The following is a 21,118-nucleotide window of genomic DNA, read 5'->3' on the forward strand; positions in this document are numbered from 1 at the left end:
ATGAGCAATGTAATTCTTAAAACGGAACAAATTTCAAAGTATTTTCACGACCCAATATCTGTAAAGGTTTTGAAAGATATTTCATTTGAAATCCTTAAAGGCGAATTCATTTCTGTAATTGGAAAATCGGGCTGCGGAAAATCGACCTTACTTTATATACTTTCTACCATGGATACTGATTATGAAGGTGCTTTGTGGATTGAGGGTGAAAACATGGGCAATAAAAATGAGGCTGAGCTTGCTAGGGTAAGGAATGAAAAAATCGGATTTGTTTTTCAGTTCCACTACTTACTAAATGAATTTTCTGTATTGAAAAACGTAATGTTGCCAGGGCTTAAGTTAGGTAATATTTCAGAAAAAGAAATTGAGCACAATGCCTTCGAAAAGCTTAAATTACTGGGTATTGAAAAGGAAGCGTTAAAAAAACCCAATCAACTTTCTGGCGGAGAGAAACAACGAGTTGCTATCGCACGTGCATTGATTAATAACCCGATGATTATTATGGCCGATGAACCAACCGGAAACCTTGATAAAAAAAATAGTGAAATAGTATTCAATATTTTTCAGGAATTGAGTTCACTTTATAATCAATCATTATTAATTGTTACCCATGATAATGAATTTGCCAATCGTACCAACAGAATTATTGAAATGGAAGATGGCAAGATTATTAAAATGTGATGGTTGTATTGCAGTCGTTATTGGTATAATCTATCTAAACCTATTTATACTTATTTAGTTTCATAATAGTTTCATACCCAACACTAAAGGTAGAAAGAGCCAAGTAAACACAGTAATAAGTATAATACAAATTATATTAAGTACTAGTCCTGTTCTCATCATATGTTGTAATTTAATGTGTCCTTTGGCAAAAACTATTGCATTAGGAGGTGTTCCCATAGGAAGCATACAGGCACAACTTGCCCCCAAAGTCATTGGGATTCCTAAAATTAAAGGATTAATATTTAATGATAATGCTAATGAAGTGACAACTGGTGAAAGAATAATTACTAAAGCCAGATTACTGATGACTTCGCTTAAAAACACAGCAATTGTGGTAACTACCAATATTATTATGAATAAATTGTTGGTTGTAACACTAGCCAAACTAGAACCAAGTTCATGTACCAATTGTGAGGCTTCAAGTGCGTTGGCCAAGGCTATTCCTCCTCCAAAGAGAAGCAATACATCCCATGCCATATGCTGAACATCAGGCCAGGACATTAATCTTTCTGAATTACCTGTTTCTTTATTACCAGAAGAGGTCAAAAACAAGAGTATACCACCCAACATGGCAATAATTGTATCATCAAGTACTAAATAGCTTTGCGCAGCATTAATCAGGTCTTTTGTAATCCATAATAAAATCGTTACACTAAAAATCAGTAATACTCTCCACTCAGGTGTACTCATAAAACCCAATTGTTTTTGGGACTTTTTTATAGCGCTAGAAGCTTCAGCACTATGTTTGATATTATTAGGAAACATTATTTTAACGAGTACCCCATAAAGTATTAATAACAAAAGGAGTGTTAATGGCATAAACAAAAGCAACCAATCAACGAAGCTGATGGTATAATTAAAACGATCTTTGATATACCCAACATAAGCTACATTAGGCGGTGTGGCAATTATGGTTCCCAAAGCAAAGTTAGAAGCGTAAGCAATGGAAAGCATCAGTGCTAAAGAAAAATTGGTTGTGCTCTTTTCATCTTTATTGTGGTCTTTAATAGTATGAATTACTGATACAGCTATTGGAAACATCATCATGGTTGTAGCAGTATTGCTGAGCCACAAACTGAGGAAACCTGTCGCCATAATAAAACCAAGTATGATTCGATTACCATTAGTCCCAGTAATTAAAATAATACCTAAAGCCATTCTTTTATGCAAGTTCCACTTTTCAATAGCAAGGGCAATAAAAAAACCTCCCATGAAAAGAAAAACTATGGGGTCGGCATAACCCATAGCAACTTCTTTTAGGGGCGCTATGTTTAACGAAGGAAATAATACTATAGGTATTAATGCCACGACTGGCATAGGCATCGCTTCAAATATCCACCAAATAATCATGAGAATGGTTATGGAAAGTACCTGATTGGCCTCATAGGATAATTCAAATAGATTAAAAGCAAAACATAACACGCTAAGCAATACACCTAAAAATAAGCCAATTTTTTTTTTATGGATTTGATAAGAGGTTTGCAAAGCGAGTAAGATTTAAATGTATTAAAAATGAAATAAAAAATGTGTTCTCAGAATTAACTTCGGTAATAAAATTCCTTTTTACAAAATTAAATTTATATGGAAATGAGTATTTTGATTTATAAAATTAGTGATAAAGATCATTAAAGGTAGTTTTATTTCTTTGTAAATTAACATTTAACATTTAAAAAAACTATAAAGTGAAGGTTGTAGGAATTACAATTTCAAAAGAGCAGAAAAAAGAATCAGTCTATTGCACTTCATTGGAAGCAATGAAGCAAATTTAAATACTGATCCTTAGATTCATAAATATATTTTCCCAAATGAATCAATTCCTTCTATGGTACAAATTGGGAAAGCCATTGAAGGAAAACTGGTCATAGAAGATTGCCATAATATTGGTATTCATTATGATTATACCCTACTGTCATGGAAAGAAAATTTTAAAAATTCCTGAGAAAAACTAAAGCATCATTATGATAAAGCATTTTATAGAATGTGGAATTATTATCTGAGCTGTTCAGCAACATCATTCATATCAAGACGCTTAAATTTGTGGTAACTTATTTTAACAAAACCTAGTTATCATCAACAATATGAATCTGTTCGATTTTAACTTTTTCCAAATTCATTAATATAATCTTAATCGTAAATCTAATAACTCTCATCTGAAGGTTATGTCACTACAAATGAACCTAAATAAACAAGTTAGCAATACAATAAGATTTATTAAAAGGCAAAAATGTATACCTGCAAATATTAATAAGTATGATAACCGTCATGTTTTATTAAAAAAGAATAGTATAATTTAGACTTGCAAATCAATTCAAAAAATAAGTAGTATGAAAAAGAATATGGGTTCATTAGATACAATGATTCGAATAGTAATCGCTATTATCATTGGCGCTTTATATTTTACAACAACTATAACAGGGACTTTAGCCATCATAGCTTTAGTAATAGCTGTTATATTTGTAATTACAGGTTTTATCGGTTTTTGTCCGTTGTACGCACTTTTAGGCATAAATACCCTCAAAAAATAATTATTATGAATGCTCGTTTTAATCAAATAATTAACAATGATACTCCAGTCTTAATTGATTTTTATGCTTCATGGTGTGGCCCTTGCCAAATGCTTAGTCCCATCTTGAAACAGGTGAAAGACAATTTGGGTGAACGTGTCTCTATTATTAAAATTGATGTAGATAAAAATCAAGATATAGTCACATCTTATCAAGTTAGAGGTGTACCCACAATGATGCTTTTTCAAAACGGCAAACAGCTTTGGCGTCAATCAGGAGTTTTATCAAAAGAAGAAATTATACTAATGATATTAGAAAAATCTAATTAAGCAGCCAATACTGCACCAAGCCATTGAACATTATGAGCAACCCTAAAAGTACATTGATGAAAATGGAATCAGAACATAACATTGATTCATTAGGGCTATTAGTTGCAGACCATATTTCTGCCATGTTAGCATATTGGGATAAAGACTTAATTTGCCGATTTGCCAATGCTGCTTACATAGATTGGTTTGGAAAAACTCGTGAAGAAATGGTTGACAAAATAACCATTAAAGAATTATTAGGTCCACTCTATGAAAAAAATATTCCCTATATTTTCGGAGCATTGAAAGGTGAAAATCAAACTTTTGAACGCGAGATACCTTTGCCTTCAGGTTGTCTACGTTATTCTATAGCAAACTATTTCCCTGACATTGTAGATGGAGATGTTAGAGGCTTTTTTGTTCATGTTGCAGACATAACTCCAATAAAAATTTTAGAAAATGAGTTGATTAAATCGAACGAGACAATTAGTGAACAAAACAAACGTTTAATGAACTTTGCTAATATTGTCACACATAATCTCAAAAACTTTGCTCATGGTTTTTCCGGAATGTTAGAGTTGCTTGTTGAGACAGATTCTACCGAGACGCAAACAGAAATTATTGAATACCTCAAAACTATTTCAAATAACTTTACTGAAACGATAAAAAATTTAAATGAAATTGTTCATGTGCAAAACATGAGCAATATTGAACCGATAGTAATAAATTTATATGACTATGTAGTTAAAGCCATCTCTACATTAAGCATGCAAATCAATGATAGTAATGCAATTATTAAAAACAATGTTGACGCAAAAACAATTATCCTTGGCAATCCGGCATACATAGAAAGTATTTTGGCAAACTTTCTTACAAATGCAATTAAATATAAACATCCCGATAGAGCCCCAATTATTGAATTAAATTGTGTAGCAGAAAATGATGATGTTGAATTGACTATCTCCGACAATGGAAAGGGAATTAATTTAGAAAAACACGGCAAGGACCTTTTTGGAATGTATAAAACATTTCATGGAAATAAAGATGCACAAGGTATTGGCTTATATATTACCAAATATCAAATAGAGGCTATGGGTGGACAAGTTCAAGTAGAAAGTGAAGTAAATAAAGGCAGTAAATTTATTATTCACTTAAAGCAGAAATAAAGAGGAACATCTCATAACACAGGTTTTGCAAGATTGCGAGTCGGGCTTAGTCTAAAGTCGCTTTTCTATCTTTAAATTTAGTGTTAAACTAAGAGTTTAGGCTTCTTTAGTATGCAACCTCAAAAGCTTGGGAACGCCATAAATCGTATTAGGACAACAATAAATCTTGACCGACAAATAAGATTAAAAAATGACTAAGACCATAGAAACAAAATTGGAACATCTGCTGACAAACTCGCATAAAGCTGGTATGATTGCTTATATGGAATCTCACCCTAGTGATTTTACTGAAGTTATAAAATTAGCCATCGCAGACAAACAACCATATTCTTGGAGAGCTGCATGGGTATTGTGGAGCTGCATGGATATAAATGACAAACAGGTTCGAAAATATTTAAAAAAAATAATTGACATTTTACCTAAACGAAAAGATAATCAACAAAGAGAACTATTGATGATTCTGCAACGGATGGAATTGAATAACGAATTCGAAGGACAATTATTTGACATTTGCACAAACATTTGGGTACAAATCAACAAAACCCCTTCCCTTCGTTACAATGCATTTAAATTAATGGTAACAATTTCTAAAAAACACCCAGACCTAATCCGTGAAATTAATTCATTGACTGAATCAAATTACACAGATACTTTATCAGATAGTGTAAAGAAAGCAATTACCAAGTTGATGAAAAACTTAACAATAAAGAATTAATGGATCTGAAGCAAAGACAAAATAAAATACGGTTTAGCACAATAGCTACAATACAATAAAACACATGTTCGATTTTGCTTCTTCTGTTCTCACTTTATGCTCGAGTCCCTAAAAATCTTATATTAGCAAGAAAATAAATTGTTCATGCATCTACTAGCAAACGTTAGCAGAAAGCCGACCCAAAATTGAGCATTATGAAAAGTATATTTGTTTACAAAAATATAAAACCAACAAGCAAGGATTTAGAAAATGGATTGGGTGAAACATTTCCTATTTGGAAAAGTTTTGAAGATTTCACAAAGAAAAATTATCCAGATGCAACTTGTGAATGGAATTTTTCTGGAGAAAAGTTTGGATGGAGTTATAGAATAAAAGACAATAAGAGAATTTTAATTTATTTACTCCCAAGAGATAAATTCTTTAAAACTGCTTTTGTATTTGGGCAAAAAGCAACAAACCAAATTATGGAAAGTGATATTTCGGAATCTATTAAAACAGAACTAAAGCTTGCAAAACAACATGCTGAAGGACGTGGAATAAGAATTGAAATTAAAGATCAATCAAATTTTGAAGACATTCAAAAATTAATTAAAATTAAAATATCAAATTAAATGGTCATCTGCTAACTGGAATTTGGTTCAATTGCTACTTTTGCTTAGTCTGTTCCAGTTCACCTTTGTGCTCGAGTCCTTTAAAAATCTTATCTTAGTAAGAAATAATCGTTCATGCAGTATCTACTGCGGAATGTTATCAGTAATTTTATGACAACAAATAACAAGAAGAAAATGATAACAATTGATAACTATTTAGACAATCATTATATACATAGAAGCAACTGGTTGAGAGCTGCAGTACTTGGTGCAAATGATGGAATAATATCTATTTCCAGTCTTGCAATTGGAGTTGCGGCTGCAAGCTCTACTAGAGAACCAATTGTATTAGCAACAGTCGCTGGACTTGTTGCTGGTGCTTTATCAATGGCAGCAGGAGAATATGTTTCAGTAAGTTCACAAACAGACACCGAAAAAGCAGATATTGAAAGAGAGATTAAAGAACTCAAAGAAATGCCAAATGAAGAACTAAATATTTTGGCTCAAATTTACGAGAAAAGAGGACTGAAAAAAGAAACGGCTATGCAAGTAGCTATTGAATTCACAGAAAAAGACGCTCTAGGAGCTCATATTAGAGACGAATTAGGTATCAACGAGATAAGTCAAGCAAATCCTATTCAAGCTGCTATGGCGTCAGGTGCGTCATTCAGCGTTGGAGGTTTATTACCGTTATTAGTAATCCTTTTTGCGCCTGTAAAAGGAATGGAATATTGGCTTTATGCTTCTACAATTGTTTTTCTTGTTATTTTAGGTACAATGGCAGCCAAAACAGGTGGCTCAAGCATTCCTAAAGCAATTTTACGAATTACTATTTGGGGTACAATTGCAATGGGTTTATCTGCATTAGTAGGTTATGTTTTTGGAGTTAGAGTATAAGGAGCGTAGGATTTAGTTGTAAAAACAAAAAACCCTTTAAATCGTACGATTTAAAGGGTTTTAATTCAATTTGTATTTCTACTGGCGGAGAAAGAGGAACTAACACCTATTATATTTTATTTACTCTAAAGGCGGAACGTTAGGCATCATTGCTCAGACACCCAAACAAAAAGTAATTAATAAACGAACAAAAAATGGACAAAAAATATAAAAACTGTCAGTCTTGCGGAATGCCATTAAAACGAGACGAAAAAGGAGGCGGAACAAATGCAGACAAAAGCAATAGCAAAAAATATTGTTCCTACTGCTATGAAAATGGCGAGTTTATTTACAAAGGGAATAATGTTTTAGAATTTCAAGAATACTGCAAACAGAAAATGATGGAAGGTGGACATTCAAGATTTTTCTCTTGGCTATTTACAAGAGGTATGAAACGTTTAGACAGATGGAAAAATAAATAACATTTTTTCACAGCGGTTTGGCACAATAGCTATATTTACAATAAACAACAACGTTCGATTTTGCTTCGCCTGTTCGCACTTTGTGCTCGGGTCCGCTGGAAAATCTTATATTAGCAAGAAATAATCGTTCCACGTAGCACAACGCGGAACGTTAATGTCAATAATTACACAACTATTGGTACAGAATAATTAAAAGTTTATTGTTTGTTATTTTTGCAACAAGAAAAAACACTTTACTATATTAACACAAAGGGCATCAGACTTAGTTCTGATGCCCTTTATAGCATTAAGTTTATTTAATAACTAGTAAATAACTTTTTTCTCGACAATCTGACCATTCTCCAGAGTCACTTTAACTATTAAAACACTTTGTGTTGCTCTTAAGGTTGTTAGGTTAACAGAGTTTCCGCTAACCGCTTTCTTCTCGGCAACTATTCGTCCTAAAACGTCATAAACAACGACATCCTTGATACGTTCCAATGATGAAGTCACATGGATAGCTTCGTTGGTATAAATAACCACTCCATTCAGAACGGCATCAAAATCTGAATTGCCCAGTGTCTGATTCGTATAACGAAGAACAAATCTATCATTGAAAGTACCTTGATTTGCAGTAAATTGATATGGCGCTGCCGATAAATTATGAATTACATTAAGCAATTTATCTTCTAAATAAATAGTTTGAGTTGCGTTTTCGAAGAAACCATCAACTTGACCAACAGCGACAGTGTAGTTTCCATTTGCAGGAACTTTTACACCTAAGTTAACTTGATCATCTTGATCAAATGGCAATTGTCTTCCCTGAATAACTTGACCTTCAAAACCAACTAAAGAATAAATATTCATATCCATTTTAAGATTTGCAATAGCATCAAATAATCTATCTTTCTGATTAGTTGCGCCATTAATATAGCCTAACATCGTTCTGCTACTTGCTGTAGACGAAACAATATCTAACCAAATTCTACCATCATTTTGTGTACTAGCTTGAGCATTTGTATTAGTAGATTTAAAAAACTGATCGTTTCTATATCCTTTATCACGCATGTTATTTCTAAAGATAACATTTTCTGTTGTAGCTGCAGTATTTGCATTCATTAAAGCAAAAAACCCTTGTCCTGCTCCAATAAAATAATCTGATGCCGAACCTGCTGAAGACCCACTAAGGTTATAAGTAGTATAATCTGAAGCGCTATAATTATACATGTAAGTTCCATAGAAAGGATTTTGAGTTCCTTGTGACGGTGCTAAACCGTGTTTCCAAATGTTTACAAATCCTTCAATGTTTGTATTGGTAGTTAAAAACTCATATAAAGAAATTGATGAAGGATAAGGATTTCCTAATAAATTCCAATTGTCATCGTCTTTAGTAGCATATGTTGGCGAAACTGTTGTGTCATAAGTTGCAGCTAAATCATATGTTCCTCTACTAATAGGAATAGTAACTTCTCCATTATTTGGCACACCCGTAAAAGTAGCTGTAAAAGGCGTATTTGCGGCTGAACCATTTAATCCTCTTTCTATATATCCTTTTCCTTGAACCATTGTTTCATTACCATTTATCCAAGTCCCATGACCATTTGTATTTGACGTAACCGTTGGAACCCATTTGTAAATAATATTAGTTGTTGTTGGAGAAACGTTGCTTGATGAAAATGAATTCACTGGTGACGACCAATACACATAATCTAAAGCATCCACAATAGCCGTTCTTTGCATATTAATGTTACCCGTGTTTATACCCGAATTGTTAATTTGAACTAACGAACCACTATCTTGAATATTCAACACACCATTAACCATAACATTATTTAGAATATTGAAATAATGTCCGGTTGTAATTGTTGCTGTAGCTGCCGAGTTTACTGTTAAACTACACGCATCAATATCTCCATTTATAGTTGCATCATAGTTTCCATTGATGATTGCAGCTGTTGATGAATCTGGCGCACCGTTATTCCAAGCTGAACCATTCCAAGTTGTTGAAAAACCACTAAAAGAAAATTGTGTTGCAGTTGATGCTATGTAACATGTTGCAGAACTTTCCATTACTTGGCAATAAAACTGATAGTTATCTAAACCTGAAAGATTAGAAATATTTAAAGTATTTGAAGTAGCACCAGAAAAGACACCTCCATTAACAAGCGTTGTCCATCCCGCATTACCTGGAGCGTTAGCATACCATTGATAATTTAAACCTAAACCACCGAAAACAGCTTCAGCACCTGTAACAGTAATCACACCCGAATTGTCAGCACAACTTAATGTAGTAACTGGCGCAGTTGATGTTGGAGGATTATGAGAAACAGAATAATAACCTACACTAGAATAATTATCGCTACACGAGTCAAAATCTATAATATCCCAATCGGTTGCATTGAATGTTGTTGTAGGCATTGGTGTTGCGCTATTTTTTCTAGAAAAACTATATCCTGCAACTCCAAGTCCTAATGAAGTAATCCAATCACTTCCATCACAAACACCCCAAGTATCAATAACTGTTCCCAGCCTAGACAAATGAACACAATCGTTCTTATTTAGATAAGGATTAGTACTTGTTTGGTCTGCCAATGATCCATTAGCCCCAATTGTTGAGCAGTTTGTTGTGTAAGTACCAACAGCCAAGACAAAATTATCACCTGCGGCTATTGTACCTATTAACGGAATATCATAATCTAAAGCTGGACTAGCGCCTCCATCTGAACGAATTAAAATTTGGTAATTGGTTAAGTTGATTGGAGATGCCGTTGCATTATATACTTCAATGTATGATAATGCTCCAGTAGAAGCATCTGTAACTTGCGAAATAAATAATTCTGAAACCGATAAAGTTAAAGGATCACATGAACTAGTCGCTTTTTCAATAACTGTAAATACAGAATACTTGCTACTACATGCCGCTTCTTCAATTACTAAATCAGCTGTGATTGCTCCTGCCGGAACCGTCACGGTAATTAAGGTACTTGATACTACTGTATAAATAGCATTCACTGTTCCGAATCTAACATTAGTGGCAGAAGTGAAACCCGTCCCGTTAATAGTAACTAAAGTTCCAACTGGTCCACTTGTTGGTGTTATTGATGTAATTGTACCAATTGGAGTACAAGCAATTCCTGTACCTTGAATATTGAAGTTGTATGCATTTTCATTAGTATCATTATTAGCAATCGATAAAGTTGCTGTACGTGGTCCACCAGCTGATGGTTGAAAAGTAACATTAAAAGTTGTTGTTCCTGTAACCGCAGTTATTGGCGTAGAAGGCGCTACTGTCACGCTAAAATCAGACGCATGGATTCCAGAAAATGTAATTGGAGTTGTTCCTGTTAAATATAAAGGATCAATCCCTGTGTTTTGAATTGTAAAAGTTTTAATGATCGTATTTCCTACTAACGTAGCTCCAAAATCAGTATTATCTGTTACACTTACCGCGGTGCTTTCATCTGCAATAGAAACTGCATTTCCAGTAACGTTCATCTCTGGAGAAGTAGGCATACCACAGTACACTTCCATATTATCCATATACAATACTGAAGTAGCTGCAGAAACTTTCGTAAATCTAATCCAAACAGTATTATTCGTATAGGCAGACAAATCTACAACATACTGAGTATATAAGTTTGGACTAAGAATAGTTGAGTTGTTGTATGTTACCAAAGGTGTGAAACCTGCTACTTGCGAAGTAGTTGAAACTTCAACTGTAAAAGTTTTTTGATTTGAACTACTATTTCGTTGTAAATAAAACTTTAATTGTGCCGGATTAGCAATAGCACTTGTTGTTAAAGTTGATGTATTGGAAGTAAACTGGATAGCAGCAGGTCCAGACACAAATGGAGTTGATCCTGATGTCATAGTACCAGTAGCAATCCATCCTGAAGGATATGTTGAAGTCCCTGTTGGAGAAAAATTTTCGACCAAACAAGCTGCAATTGTAGTTGTACAGTTCGTAACTGGTATTGTCGCTGAAGTTCTGTAATTCATTGTTTGTATTACACTTCCAAAAGAATTAAATGGAATTAATGTAAAATAGTATTCCGTGTTTGATGCTAAACCTATAGCCGAAAATGAGGTAGCTGTACCTAAAACTGTGGTGTAACCCGCAACAGTAGCGTCACCAATAATAGCACCATTTGCATAAGAAACTCCATCAGTTGGTAATCCTGTTGGCGCAGAACCTATTTTTTGTAAAATAATATAACCCGTAGCTCCAATTGTATTTGGCGCACTGAATGTTAAATTAATTTGAGACGATGAACTTGTTGTACAACTAAAAGCTGCACTATGTCCAGTTGGTTCATTACTTCTTGTGTATGCCAATGTTGAAGCTGTTGCAGCTAAATTGATACAGTCAGTAGCCGAAGCTATGTACTCATAAGCGGTTACTCGGTATTCCGTTCCAGGAGCTAATCCAGTAATTGGAGCAGCCGACGTACCTGCAGCTTTAAAAACCACTCTATTATTTAAATCAATCTGACCGGCAGAAGCCCAGTCTAAATTAGATGTATAAGGAATTGGTTTATTTTGAGTTGGAAGCGTATTTGCCATTGAATTTTCTCTTACAACAAGCATCGTTCCAGATCCGCCACCTGCAGTCCAACTTGCGTCAAACCCAGTTAAAGTAGAGTTACTGTAAGTCACCGCACTTGCTTGCGTTGGAGGTGCACAAGTAGGTAGCCACTGCGCATATAAAGTTGTATTAGCTGTAGGAGTAAAAATACTTCCAGCTACATATGCAGTGCCCGAACCATTAGCCGCTGTATTCCAACCATTAAATATATAACCCGCATTAACTAAACTTCCGTTTGGCAATACCGTAACAGTTGAAGTAGGATTGTAAGGACTATTCGGATCTGTTGGAGGTGTACCAGTACTTCCATTAGCGTTACTATAAGTAACCGTAAATGGTCTTATATTATTATAAACTTTTACATCATCTACAAAGATATTTGACTCATTATTTACACTATTAAATCCTATAAATGTGGTTGCAGTTATTACCGAATTGTTTGCTATTTGTCCTTTTGTTAAATCATTACCAACTAAAACACCGTTTATATAAAGATCAAACTTATTAATAGCTACAGTTTGAGCTGAAGCACCATAACTATAATTGACTGTCCCACTAGATTTGTTATTTCCAAAGATTTCAATTGTATAGACCGTACCTTGATTTAGAGTAGTTGTTGTTAAACCTGTAGTAACAAAACTTCCAGTTGCACTATAATCTAAATTAACAATTCCAGGATCCGAAAAATTAAATCGTAATCCAATAAAAAGCTGAGTGTTCGTAAAACTATTAGCATCAGAATACATAGATCCTACACCCTGAAAAAATAACCATGTTCCTGTTGTAGCTGTTGTTCCGCCAGATGCATCCCCAAACATTACCTTAAAAGAAGTATAAAATTCAGCACTTCCTCCAGTGTAACCAACAATAGGAGAAAATTTTGAAACAGAGCCAGTAGATGAAGCCGCAGCTTTAACACAAGACCCTGTTGTACCCAAAGGATTATTAGAACCCGTAACCAAACTTATTGGAGCATTTGGTGCTGTTGCACCTGCCCTTACCCAACTCGTTCCAGATGTTGTCGGATTAGGAATAAAACCTGTACTTCCCGTTTGCGAAGTGTGTGAACCCGTTCCTGTTCCAAAATTTTGAACCGATGTTTGTCCCCAACCTAATGCAGTAGATAACAAAAAAGATAGTAATAGTAATTTCAGTTTCATAAAAATAGATTTTATTTATTATCCTTTGATGAATTTACTCAAATGACTTTTACCTTCTGAAGTGATTTGAATAATATATAAACCGCTTTCTAATTGTTGCACATTAATTGAAGAAATATTTCCTTTTTGTTCAAAAACTTTCTTTCCTGTTAAATCGATAATTGAAATGAATTCGATTGATAAATTTGAATCATTTTTTATAGAAATAAAATCATTAGCTGGATTTGGATATACTGAAAAAGATGTTAGATCTGAAAAATCTTCTGATGAAAGTGTTACAGGACAAGCGATAGCTGTTGGTGTATTTTTGTGTGCTGTAGTTGCATCACCTAATTGACCATAACTATTATAACCCCAACCATAAAAACTTCCATCAGTTTTAATTGCAACAGATAATTGACCTCTAGAAAAAGTTTCTGACCAATTTGTAGCAGTTCCAATTTGGGTTGGTGTCGTTTTATTAACAGTAGTTCCGTCACCTATTTGACCATAATTGTTATTTCCCCAAGCCCATAAAGTACCATCTGTTTTTACAGCCAAACTATGAGAACTAGTTGCTGAAACTTTATTCCAATCCGTTCCAGTTCCAATTTGAGTTGGAATATTTTTTAAGGAAGTAGTACCATCTCCTAATTGTCCAATATCATTTTTTCCCCAAGCCCATAAAGTACCATTTGTTTTAACAGCAAGATTATGGGTGTTTCCTAAAGAAATTTTTTGCCAATCGGTAGCGGTACCAATTTGAGTTAATACAAGTACTAAAGGATTTCCTAAATTGTTGTTTCCACTTAAACCGTTACCCAATTGACCGTAATCATTATCACCACAAGCCCATAAAGTACCGTTGTTTTTTAAAGCAATTGTTGCATCACTTCCTGCGCAAGCGGCAGACCAGTTTGTATCCGTACCAACTTGAACAGGTGTTGTTACATAAATATCATTAGAAGAAGTACCATTACCTAATTGACCTGTTGAATTAAATCCCCAAGCCCATAATGTACCATCAGTTTTTATGGCAACAGTATGATTTTTTGAATCTACAGATAACCAGTTTGTAGCTGTTCCAATTTGAACAGGCGCAGTTCTATTTGTTGGAGTACCATCACCTATTCTATAGAATGTATTTTCACCCCAACCCCAAAGTGTACCGTCTGCTTTAATTGCAAACGAAGTATCATAACTAGCGCTAACATAAACCCAATTTGTTCCCGTTCCAACTCTTGTTGGTATAGATTTATTATTTGTGTTTCCTATTCCTAGTTGTCCTGTATCATTATGTCCCCAAGCCCATAAAGTTCCATCAGCCTTTAATCCTAAAGTATGTGAACTTCCTGCAGAAATTTTCTGCCAACATTGTGCATTCATTTGAAATGCAAATAGTAAAACTAGTAGAGTAATTATTTTTTTCATTGTTTTTATGTTTTATGATTTATTCGCCAAATGTATTGGTCATAAAACATAAAACATAAAAATTCGCTACTCAAAAACTACTCAATACTTGTAAATCAAGAGTTTACAAGGATTGCAAAACAGTTGAAAGATTGTCATTTGAGTCTAAATCCATCTTTTTTCTAATTCGGTAGCGACTATTTTCTACGCTTCTTAGAGATAAATTTAGGATAACCGCCATGTCTTTATTCTTTAAATTAAGATAAATAAGTACACATATTTTTCTTTCTTCCTCCGTTAAAGAAGGGAATTTTTTCTCTAACTTATATAAAAATTGTGCATCTACCTCATTGAATAATTCCTCTTTGGTATCATTAATTAATTTGAAGTTTTGAAGTTCAAAAAGTAATTTACCAAGTTCGGTTTTACTTTCTGAATCACTTGTAGTTTTTTGAACTTGTTTTAAATTATCTTTAAATCGTTCAATAAAATCATTATTCTTTACAATGTTTAAAACCATTTTATCGGTTTTAGTTTGAGTAAACTCTAATTTATCTTCTGTTTGATGGATAACGTGACTTAAAGATTTTACCTTGCTTCTTTGTTTTTTAATCAAATAATAGGATAAAAGTAAAATTCCAATAATTAATAAAATCAGAAAAGTGATTTTTGTTCGAGTAGCAAATTTCTCGTTCTCTAATAATTGAATTTTTTGTCCTTTAATTTGTAAATCAAGCTTTTGATTTTCTAATTTATTTAGCGTTTCAATATTTTCAAACTTTAAAGTCGCTTTAGCACTATCAGATAATTCTTTATATTCAAGATGTGATTGATGGTTTTTATAAGCTTTCTTAAAATCTAATTTCCCTTCATAAATTTCTGAATAAAGTAAATATAAATTTGCTTTTAATAAATTACTATCACTATTTAAAAGCATTTTTTCACTTTTTTGATTATAAAAAAGAGCTTTATCATATTGCTTCATTTTGATGAAACTTTCCGCTAAATTTTGGTAAGTTAACATTCCCATCTTTTCCATATTCTTTTCAAATTTAAGAATAGAAAGAGCTTCAAGATAATAGTTTACAGCAATGTCATATTTCTTCAATTTTGAATAAATAGCACCAACATTTATTAGTAATATCGCTTTCTTTTTTGGTTTTGTTCCCTTATCATTTATAATAGGAATAAGTATTTTAATAGCTTCTTGCTCATGTCCAGTAGTAATTAAAAGAGAAGCTATGTTTGCATTAGCATTTGCTAATTCACTTAAATTATTGGTTTTTTGGAAATGTTTTTTAGACTCCGTTAATAATTCCAGACTTTTTTCATAGTTACCAATGTGACGTTGAAGGTTTCCCAAGTTCCCAATAAGAATACCTATTTCTTTATTAAGTTTGTTTTTTTTTGCTAAATAAAGCGCTTTTTGAAGAAATAAATTGGCTTTATCATATACTTCAAGTTCACTATATGTTTCACCTAAAAACCTATATGCATTCATATTCAAGGTATCATTTTTGGAATTTGATGTTAACCTTTCGATTTCCAAAATGTTTTTAGGAGTAAGTTTTTTTTCTTTAGCATCTTGAATTAGTTTTTCCAGCCTGCCTTCCTGAGCGGGCACAACGGAAAAAAAGAATAGTAAAAACAAACAGTAGTGAAGTTTTCTAAACATAAAGTGATGATTATTTATTGAATACAAATAAATAAAAAAGCTTGTTAATTATAGACAAAGTTAAACTTAATTGTTATAAAAAAACACCCTCAAAGAATATCTACCTTCTTGAGGGCATTTTAGATGCATGTTTTTTTATTAAAAAATCAAATAAATCTAACTATTAACTTTTTTTCAATAATTTGAAAGTTTCAATTTTGTCACCAATATGAATTCGGATTATAAATAACTGCTCACCTGCAATTCCAGAAAGGTCTAGCTCGACTTTTTGGTTGCTTCCAATTGCTTGTTTTTGAACTTCCAATACTTTTTTTCCAACAATATCAAAAACTTCCACATATATACTGTTTTCAACCTCATCATTCAATTGAATGGTCACTTTTCCATCTGTTGGATTCGGATACAAACTTACCAAGCTGTTAATTGGGTTAAATGTATCATTCCCTAAAACACTTGTTAAAACATAACCCAAATAATAGTTATCTAAACTTAACGGAACGTTGTTAAAATTAACGATTCCGGCAGTTGAAACTGCAGTAGCAATAACTTCATATATACCAGTTGGGTCACCTTTTATCAATTCATAATGATCAACAGTTGCATCAAATGCTACAGAATTTGTAAAAACCATAGATAAGTCAACTTGAAGATTAGCTGTTGTAAAGTTAAATTCAACTTTGCTGTTCTGATTTAATTTTTTTTGGAGTATTTTGTTGACGGGATATCTAACAACACTTTATATTCCCAAAAAAACAATAACTAAAAAATATTTTTCTAGCTACTGTTTTAGTGTTATTTATGTTTGTGGATTACACGATATCTTAATTTGGGACATTGCCAACTTTTATTATAAGAGAATTGCACAATTAGGTGCACCAAGAAATTAATAAAACTATATGCACCTGGTTTTTCGCTCAAGTGTTGAAAACACTACTTGTGTGATAAATAAAGATCTTGTTTCAAATAGAGCTTTAACTAATTAATTTATTTTAAAATGAGTCTATTATTATTATTAATTTTGTTAACTTGTAGTACATTTGTAGTATATTAAAACATCGTATTTATCAATTTAATGCGCAAATTTTGACTATTAAAGTTATATGTAAAATCTCGAGAAATCGGGATTTTTTTGTTTTTACGCATAATTCATTTAAATACATATTATTTTGTAACTAATTGATTTTTAAAACGTGAGTAGTTTTTGAGTAGTGAATTTTATTTCTTTTTGATTGAATACCAATATCTTCGGAGCCTATTTAAAAGTACAAAATGCTTTTTGATTTTTAACCTTATTTATTACTTTAAAATTAATTATGAAAAAAATTACATTATGGCTTTTTTTGTTAATTGGATTTGTATCCTTTTCTCAAATTAACATTAGTCAAACTTTTGCTACAACAGCAACACCTGCAGGATGGAATGTTGGAGGTGGTGTATTAACAAACACGCAGGCATGCGCAACATCGTCTTGGAGATTCAGAGTTTCTCCATCAAGTTCAACAACTACAAATACTTTAGCTTCTCAAACTTTTGTTTCAACAGGTGAGTCTATAAATGTCTCATTTGACTATAAAGTTGTAAATGGGACTGCACCTACTGTTGCAACAACACCTTACGATGGTACAATTGTTGTTGAAACTTCTTCAGATAATGGAGTTACATTTGGAAATGCAGTTGTTGCAGTTAATAATGCAAATCACGTTGTTGCTAATACTTGTGCAAATAAATCGGTTATAATTCCAGGTTCAAGCACACCTAATGGAGCAAATACAAAAATTCGTATAAAATGTAATTTCGGTACTTCAGGTGATTATTACGTTTATTTAGATAATATTGTTATTACTCAAGCTGCAGCTTCACCATGTTCAGGAGTCCCTTCTCCTGGAAATACATTAGCACCATCTAGTGTTTGTTTTGGTAGTTCAGCAATATTATCGTTACAAAATTATACATCGGGTTCAGGTGTTACTTATCAATGGTATTTGAATGCAGTAGCTATTAGTGGAGCCACTTCTTATATTTATACAATTCCTTCTGTAACTTCTAGTGGAACATATTATTGTGTTGTTACTTGTTCAGGTAATACAACTGCATCAAATTCAGTAATAGTAGCGCCTTCTATTTTAAATGCTCCATTATTGGAACCATTTGCAACGTTTTTACCAACTTGTTGGACAAATATGGTTGGAGGTAATTTAACCACAGGCCCGACAACTTCAACTGGTTCAACTTGGGTGGCTGATGGTTTTGCAAATGTGGGTACTACTGGTGCAATTAGAAATTATATTGATGCAGCAACTGCTAATGATTGGGTTATTTCTCCAGTGATTACTATTCCTGCAGCTGGATATGAATTAAAATTTGAAGCTGCTGCTACTCAAGTTGGTACAGTAAATACTCCAACTACTGCTTGGGAATCTGATGACTATATTGAAGTATTAGTAGCTACTGGTGGATCTACAGCTAACTGGAATGTAGTATATACTTACAATGATTTAAACGTGCCATCTAATACTGGTATTCCTAATATTATTGATTTAACTGCTTATGCTGGACAAAATATTAGAATTGCTTTCAGAGCAGTTGAAGGTGCATCTAATGGTGCTGCAGCTATTGATTTTTCAATTGATAATTTCCAAGTAAGATTAACTCCTGCTTGTTCTGAGCCTGTTAATATTTTTACTACAAATATAAGCGATGCTACATTTGATATGACATGGACTGAAGCTGCAACATTACCATCAGTTGGTTATGAGTATGTTGTGTCAACATCAAATACAGTACCTGTTGTTAATGGTACTTCAGTTGCAACTAATTTTGCATCTCCAACCGGTTTATTATCAGATACAACATATTATATTTTTGTAAGATCTGATTGTGGCGGAACAGGATATAGTCCTTGGATTGGACCAGTTAGTGTTAAAACTGATTGTGTACCTTTTTCAGCTCCATTTTCGGAAAATTTTACTACTTTTTTACCAAGCTCATGCTGGTTTAATAGAAGAGGTGGAGATTTAACAACTGAACCAACAATTTTAGCTGGTTCTAGATGGGTAGCAGATGGATTTGCAAATGTTGGTACAACCGGAGCAATTAAAAGCAATATTTTTACTAATAGTGCTAATTCATGGTTTATTTCTCCAAGAGTTACAATTCCAACTACAGGTTATCAATTAAAATTTGATGCAGCAGCAACACAATATGCTACTATAAATGCTCCAACGAACGCTTGGGAGGCTGATGATTCTATTCAAGTTTTAGTTTCTACATCTGGAGGATTGACAAACTGGACTGTAATATATACTTACGATAGTTCTAATCAACCATCAAATACTGGTACACCTAATGTAATAAATTTAGATGACTATGCTGGTCAAAATATTAGAATCGCGTTTAGAGCATTAGAAGGTACTACTGACGGTACTGCAGATATTGATTTTTCAATTGATAATTTTCAAATAAGTCTAACACCATTATGTCCAGATCAAACTGGCTTAGTTATTGGCGATATTTCTTCAAGTGGAGCAAGTGTTTCATGGGACGATTTATCTAGTAATGGTTCAATTGGTTATGAATATGCAATTACAACTTCAGCAACTCCACCAACATCTGGTACACCAACAACTGCGACTTTTTATATTGCTTCTGGTTTAACTCCACAAACAGTTTATTACTTACACGTAAGATCAGAGTGTACAGGCAGTGTTTATGGAAACTGGGCAACAATTTCATTCACAACTACTTGTTCATCATCAACTGCATTACCTTGGTTAGAAAATTTTGATGCTTTAGCAACTGGAACAAATATTTTTCCATCTTGTTGGAGTTATTCGAATACAGCTGATTCTTGGTCAATTTCAACTGCACCAGTTGCATATAGTGGAGCCAATTCTTTAAGAAGAGCTTTTAGTTCAAATGGATGGGCGTTTACACCAATGTTTACGTTAACTGCAGGTACTTCTTATGTTTTTAGCTATTATGTAAGAACTAATGATTCAAGTGTTGGATATGATATTACAGTAGGAGTTGGGACTTCTCAACTTGAATCTGCAATGACAACTACTTTGTCATCTGTTGTTGGTTACTATGGACCGACTTGGAAATTAGTTACTGTTGGATTTACTCCATCAGTTTCTGGTGATTATACTTTTGGTGTTAAAGTAATTGGGACATTTGTGGTAAGCGGTATTAATTTTGATAATTTTGAATTAAAATTAGCGCCAACAAACGATAATTGCGCTAATGCAATTGCCTTAACTCCAGGTGCTACTTTTGGAACAAATCCATTAGTTGCAACAAATGTGGCGGCAACAGGTTCTACTGAAACTGCTCCAGGTTGTGCTTCATATACTGGAGGAGATGTTTGGTATTCGGTTGTCGTGCCAGCTTCTGGTAATGTTACAATTGCAACTGCTACAAATACAGGAACAACTATTACAGATACAGGTTTAGCTATTTATTCTGGTTCTTGTGGATCTTTAGTTTTAGTTTCATGTGATGATAATACAGGAGCGGGTAATTTTTCATTAGTTGCTTTAACAGGTAGAACTCCAGGCGAAGTATTAAAAGTTAGAACTTGGGAAAATGGTAATGATATCTTCAATACTTTTCAAATTTCAGCTTATGATGCGACTTTAAGTTCAGCAAGTTTTGATAGTGCTAACTTTGTAGCTTATCCAAATCCAGTGAAAGACGTATTAAACTTATCTTATAAAACAGCAATTAGCAATGTAAAAGTTATTAATTTATTAGGTCAAGAAGTATTAAATACTAAAACTAATTCTAATGATGTTCAAGTAAATATGTCTGCATTAACTGCAGGAGCTTATATCGTTAACATTAATGTAGAAGATACAGTCCATACAATTAAAGTTATTAAACAATAATTTACACATAATTTTTTTACTTAAAAGTCTCGAGAAATCGGGACTTTTTTGTTTTTATACATATCTTTGTTTTTATAAAA

General features: G+C 33.1%; 15 protein-coding genes. 10 read left to right on the top strand and 5 right to left on the bottom strand.

The features are described 5' to 3' along the window. Complete coding sequence (locus BMX42_RS00855) at positions 1 to 681, top strand: ABC transporter ATP-binding protein (protein ID WP_091306974.1); 681 nt, start codon at positions 1 to 3, stop codon at positions 679 to 681. A 60-nt stretch (positions 682 to 741) separates the two neighbouring features. Here the strand turns inward: BMX42_RS00855 and BMX42_RS00860 are convergent, their stop codons facing one another. Further along, the gene (locus BMX42_RS00860) at positions 742 to 2,208 is read right to left on the bottom strand and encodes an SLC13 family permease (RefSeq protein WP_091306978.1); all 1,467 of its coding nucleotides are present in this window, start codon (positions 2,206 to 2,208) and stop codon (positions 742 to 744) included. 310 nt (positions 2,209 to 2,518) lie between these two features. Here BMX42_RS00860 and BMX42_RS14655 point away from each other — a divergent pair, with 310 nt between their 5' ends. The 8 genes from BMX42_RS14655 (at position 2,519) to BMX42_RS00900 (ending at position 7,364) form a co-directional block, all read left to right on the top strand. Further along, positions 2,519 to 2,662 (top strand): hypothetical protein, encoded by a 144-nt coding sequence (locus BMX42_RS14655; protein ID WP_394332814.1) that lies wholly within the window; start codon positions 2,519 to 2,521, stop codon positions 2,660 to 2,662. A 385-nt stretch (positions 2,663 to 3,047) separates the two neighbouring features. Further along, entirely contained in the window at positions 3,048 to 3,248 is a 201-nt protein-coding gene (locus BMX42_RS00870) for a YgaP family membrane protein (protein ID WP_091306984.1), read from the top strand. A gap of 5 nt (positions 3,249 to 3,253) precedes the next feature. Continuing rightward, on the top strand, positions 3,254 to 3,556 hold the full coding sequence (gene trxA, locus BMX42_RS00875) for a thioredoxin (RefSeq protein ID WP_091306988.1): 303 nt from the start codon (positions 3,254 to 3,256) through the stop codon (positions 3,554 to 3,556). 62 nt (positions 3,557 to 3,618) lie between these two features. Next, the gene (locus BMX42_RS00880) at positions 3,619 to 4,701 is read left to right on the top strand and encodes a PAS domain-containing sensor histidine kinase (RefSeq protein WP_177169092.1); all 1,083 of its coding nucleotides are present in this window, start codon (positions 3,619 to 3,621) and stop codon (positions 4,699 to 4,701) included. 190 nt (positions 4,702 to 4,891) lie between these two features. Further along, entirely contained in the window at positions 4,892 to 5,416 is a 525-nt protein-coding gene (locus BMX42_RS00885; protein WP_091306994.1) for a hypothetical protein, read from the top strand. A gap of 194 nt (positions 5,417 to 5,610) precedes the next feature. Continuing rightward, positions 5,611 to 6,027, top strand: coding sequence for a DUF3788 family protein (locus BMX42_RS00890; RefSeq protein ID WP_091306997.1), 417 nt, complete (start codon positions 5,611 to 5,613; stop codon positions 6,025 to 6,027). 174 nt (positions 6,028 to 6,201) lie between these two features. Beyond that, the gene (locus tag BMX42_RS00895) at positions 6,202 to 6,903 is read left to right on the top strand and encodes a VIT1/CCC1 transporter family protein (protein ID WP_091306998.1); all 702 of its coding nucleotides are present in this window, start codon (positions 6,202 to 6,204) and stop codon (positions 6,901 to 6,903) included. Between the two features lie 194 nt (positions 6,904 to 7,097). Beyond that, positions 7,098 to 7,364 carry a zinc ribbon domain-containing protein gene (locus BMX42_RS00900; RefSeq protein ID WP_091306999.1) on the top strand — a complete coding sequence of 89 codons (267 nt, stop codon included), beginning with the start codon at positions 7,098 to 7,100 and terminating at the stop codon, positions 7,362 to 7,364. A gap of 303 nt (positions 7,365 to 7,667) precedes the next feature. Here BMX42_RS00900 and BMX42_RS00905 read toward each other — a convergent pair whose 3' ends face one another. From BMX42_RS00905 to BMX42_RS00920, 4 genes are all read right to left on the bottom strand, one after another. Continuing rightward, entirely contained in the window at positions 7,668 to 13,088 is a 5,421-nt protein-coding gene (locus tag BMX42_RS00905) for a choice-of-anchor D domain-containing protein (protein ID WP_091307000.1), read from the bottom strand. 18 nt (positions 13,089 to 13,106) lie between these two features. Continuing rightward, positions 13,107 to 14,498 (bottom strand): RCC1 domain-containing protein, encoded by a 1,392-nt coding sequence (locus tag BMX42_RS00910; RefSeq protein ID WP_091307001.1) that lies wholly within the window; start codon positions 14,496 to 14,498, stop codon positions 13,107 to 13,109. Between the two features lie 103 nt (positions 14,499 to 14,601). Continuing rightward, the gene (locus tag BMX42_RS00915; protein ID WP_091307005.1) at positions 14,602 to 16,152 is read right to left on the bottom strand and encodes a tetratricopeptide repeat protein; all 1,551 of its coding nucleotides are present in this window, start codon (positions 16,150 to 16,152) and stop codon (positions 14,602 to 14,604) included. 163 nt (positions 16,153 to 16,315) lie between these two features. Further along, positions 16,316 to 16,783 (bottom strand): T9SS type A sorting domain-containing protein, encoded by a 468-nt coding sequence (locus tag BMX42_RS00920; RefSeq protein ID WP_091307008.1) that lies wholly within the window; start codon positions 16,781 to 16,783, stop codon positions 16,316 to 16,318. A gap of 682 nt (positions 16,784 to 17,465) precedes the next feature. Here BMX42_RS00920 and BMX42_RS00925 point away from each other — a divergent pair. Then, the gene (locus BMX42_RS00925; protein ID WP_091307012.1) at positions 17,466 to 21,038 is read left to right on the top strand and encodes a T9SS-dependent choice-of-anchor J family protein; all 3,573 of its coding nucleotides are present in this window, start codon (positions 17,466 to 17,468) and stop codon (positions 21,036 to 21,038) included. Positions 21,039 to 21,118 lie beyond the last annotated feature (80 nt).

Source organism: Flavobacterium terrigena (assembly GCF_900108955.1).
GTDB classification, from domain to species: Bacteria; Bacteroidota; Bacteroidia; order Flavobacteriales; family Flavobacteriaceae; genus Flavobacterium; species Flavobacterium terrigena.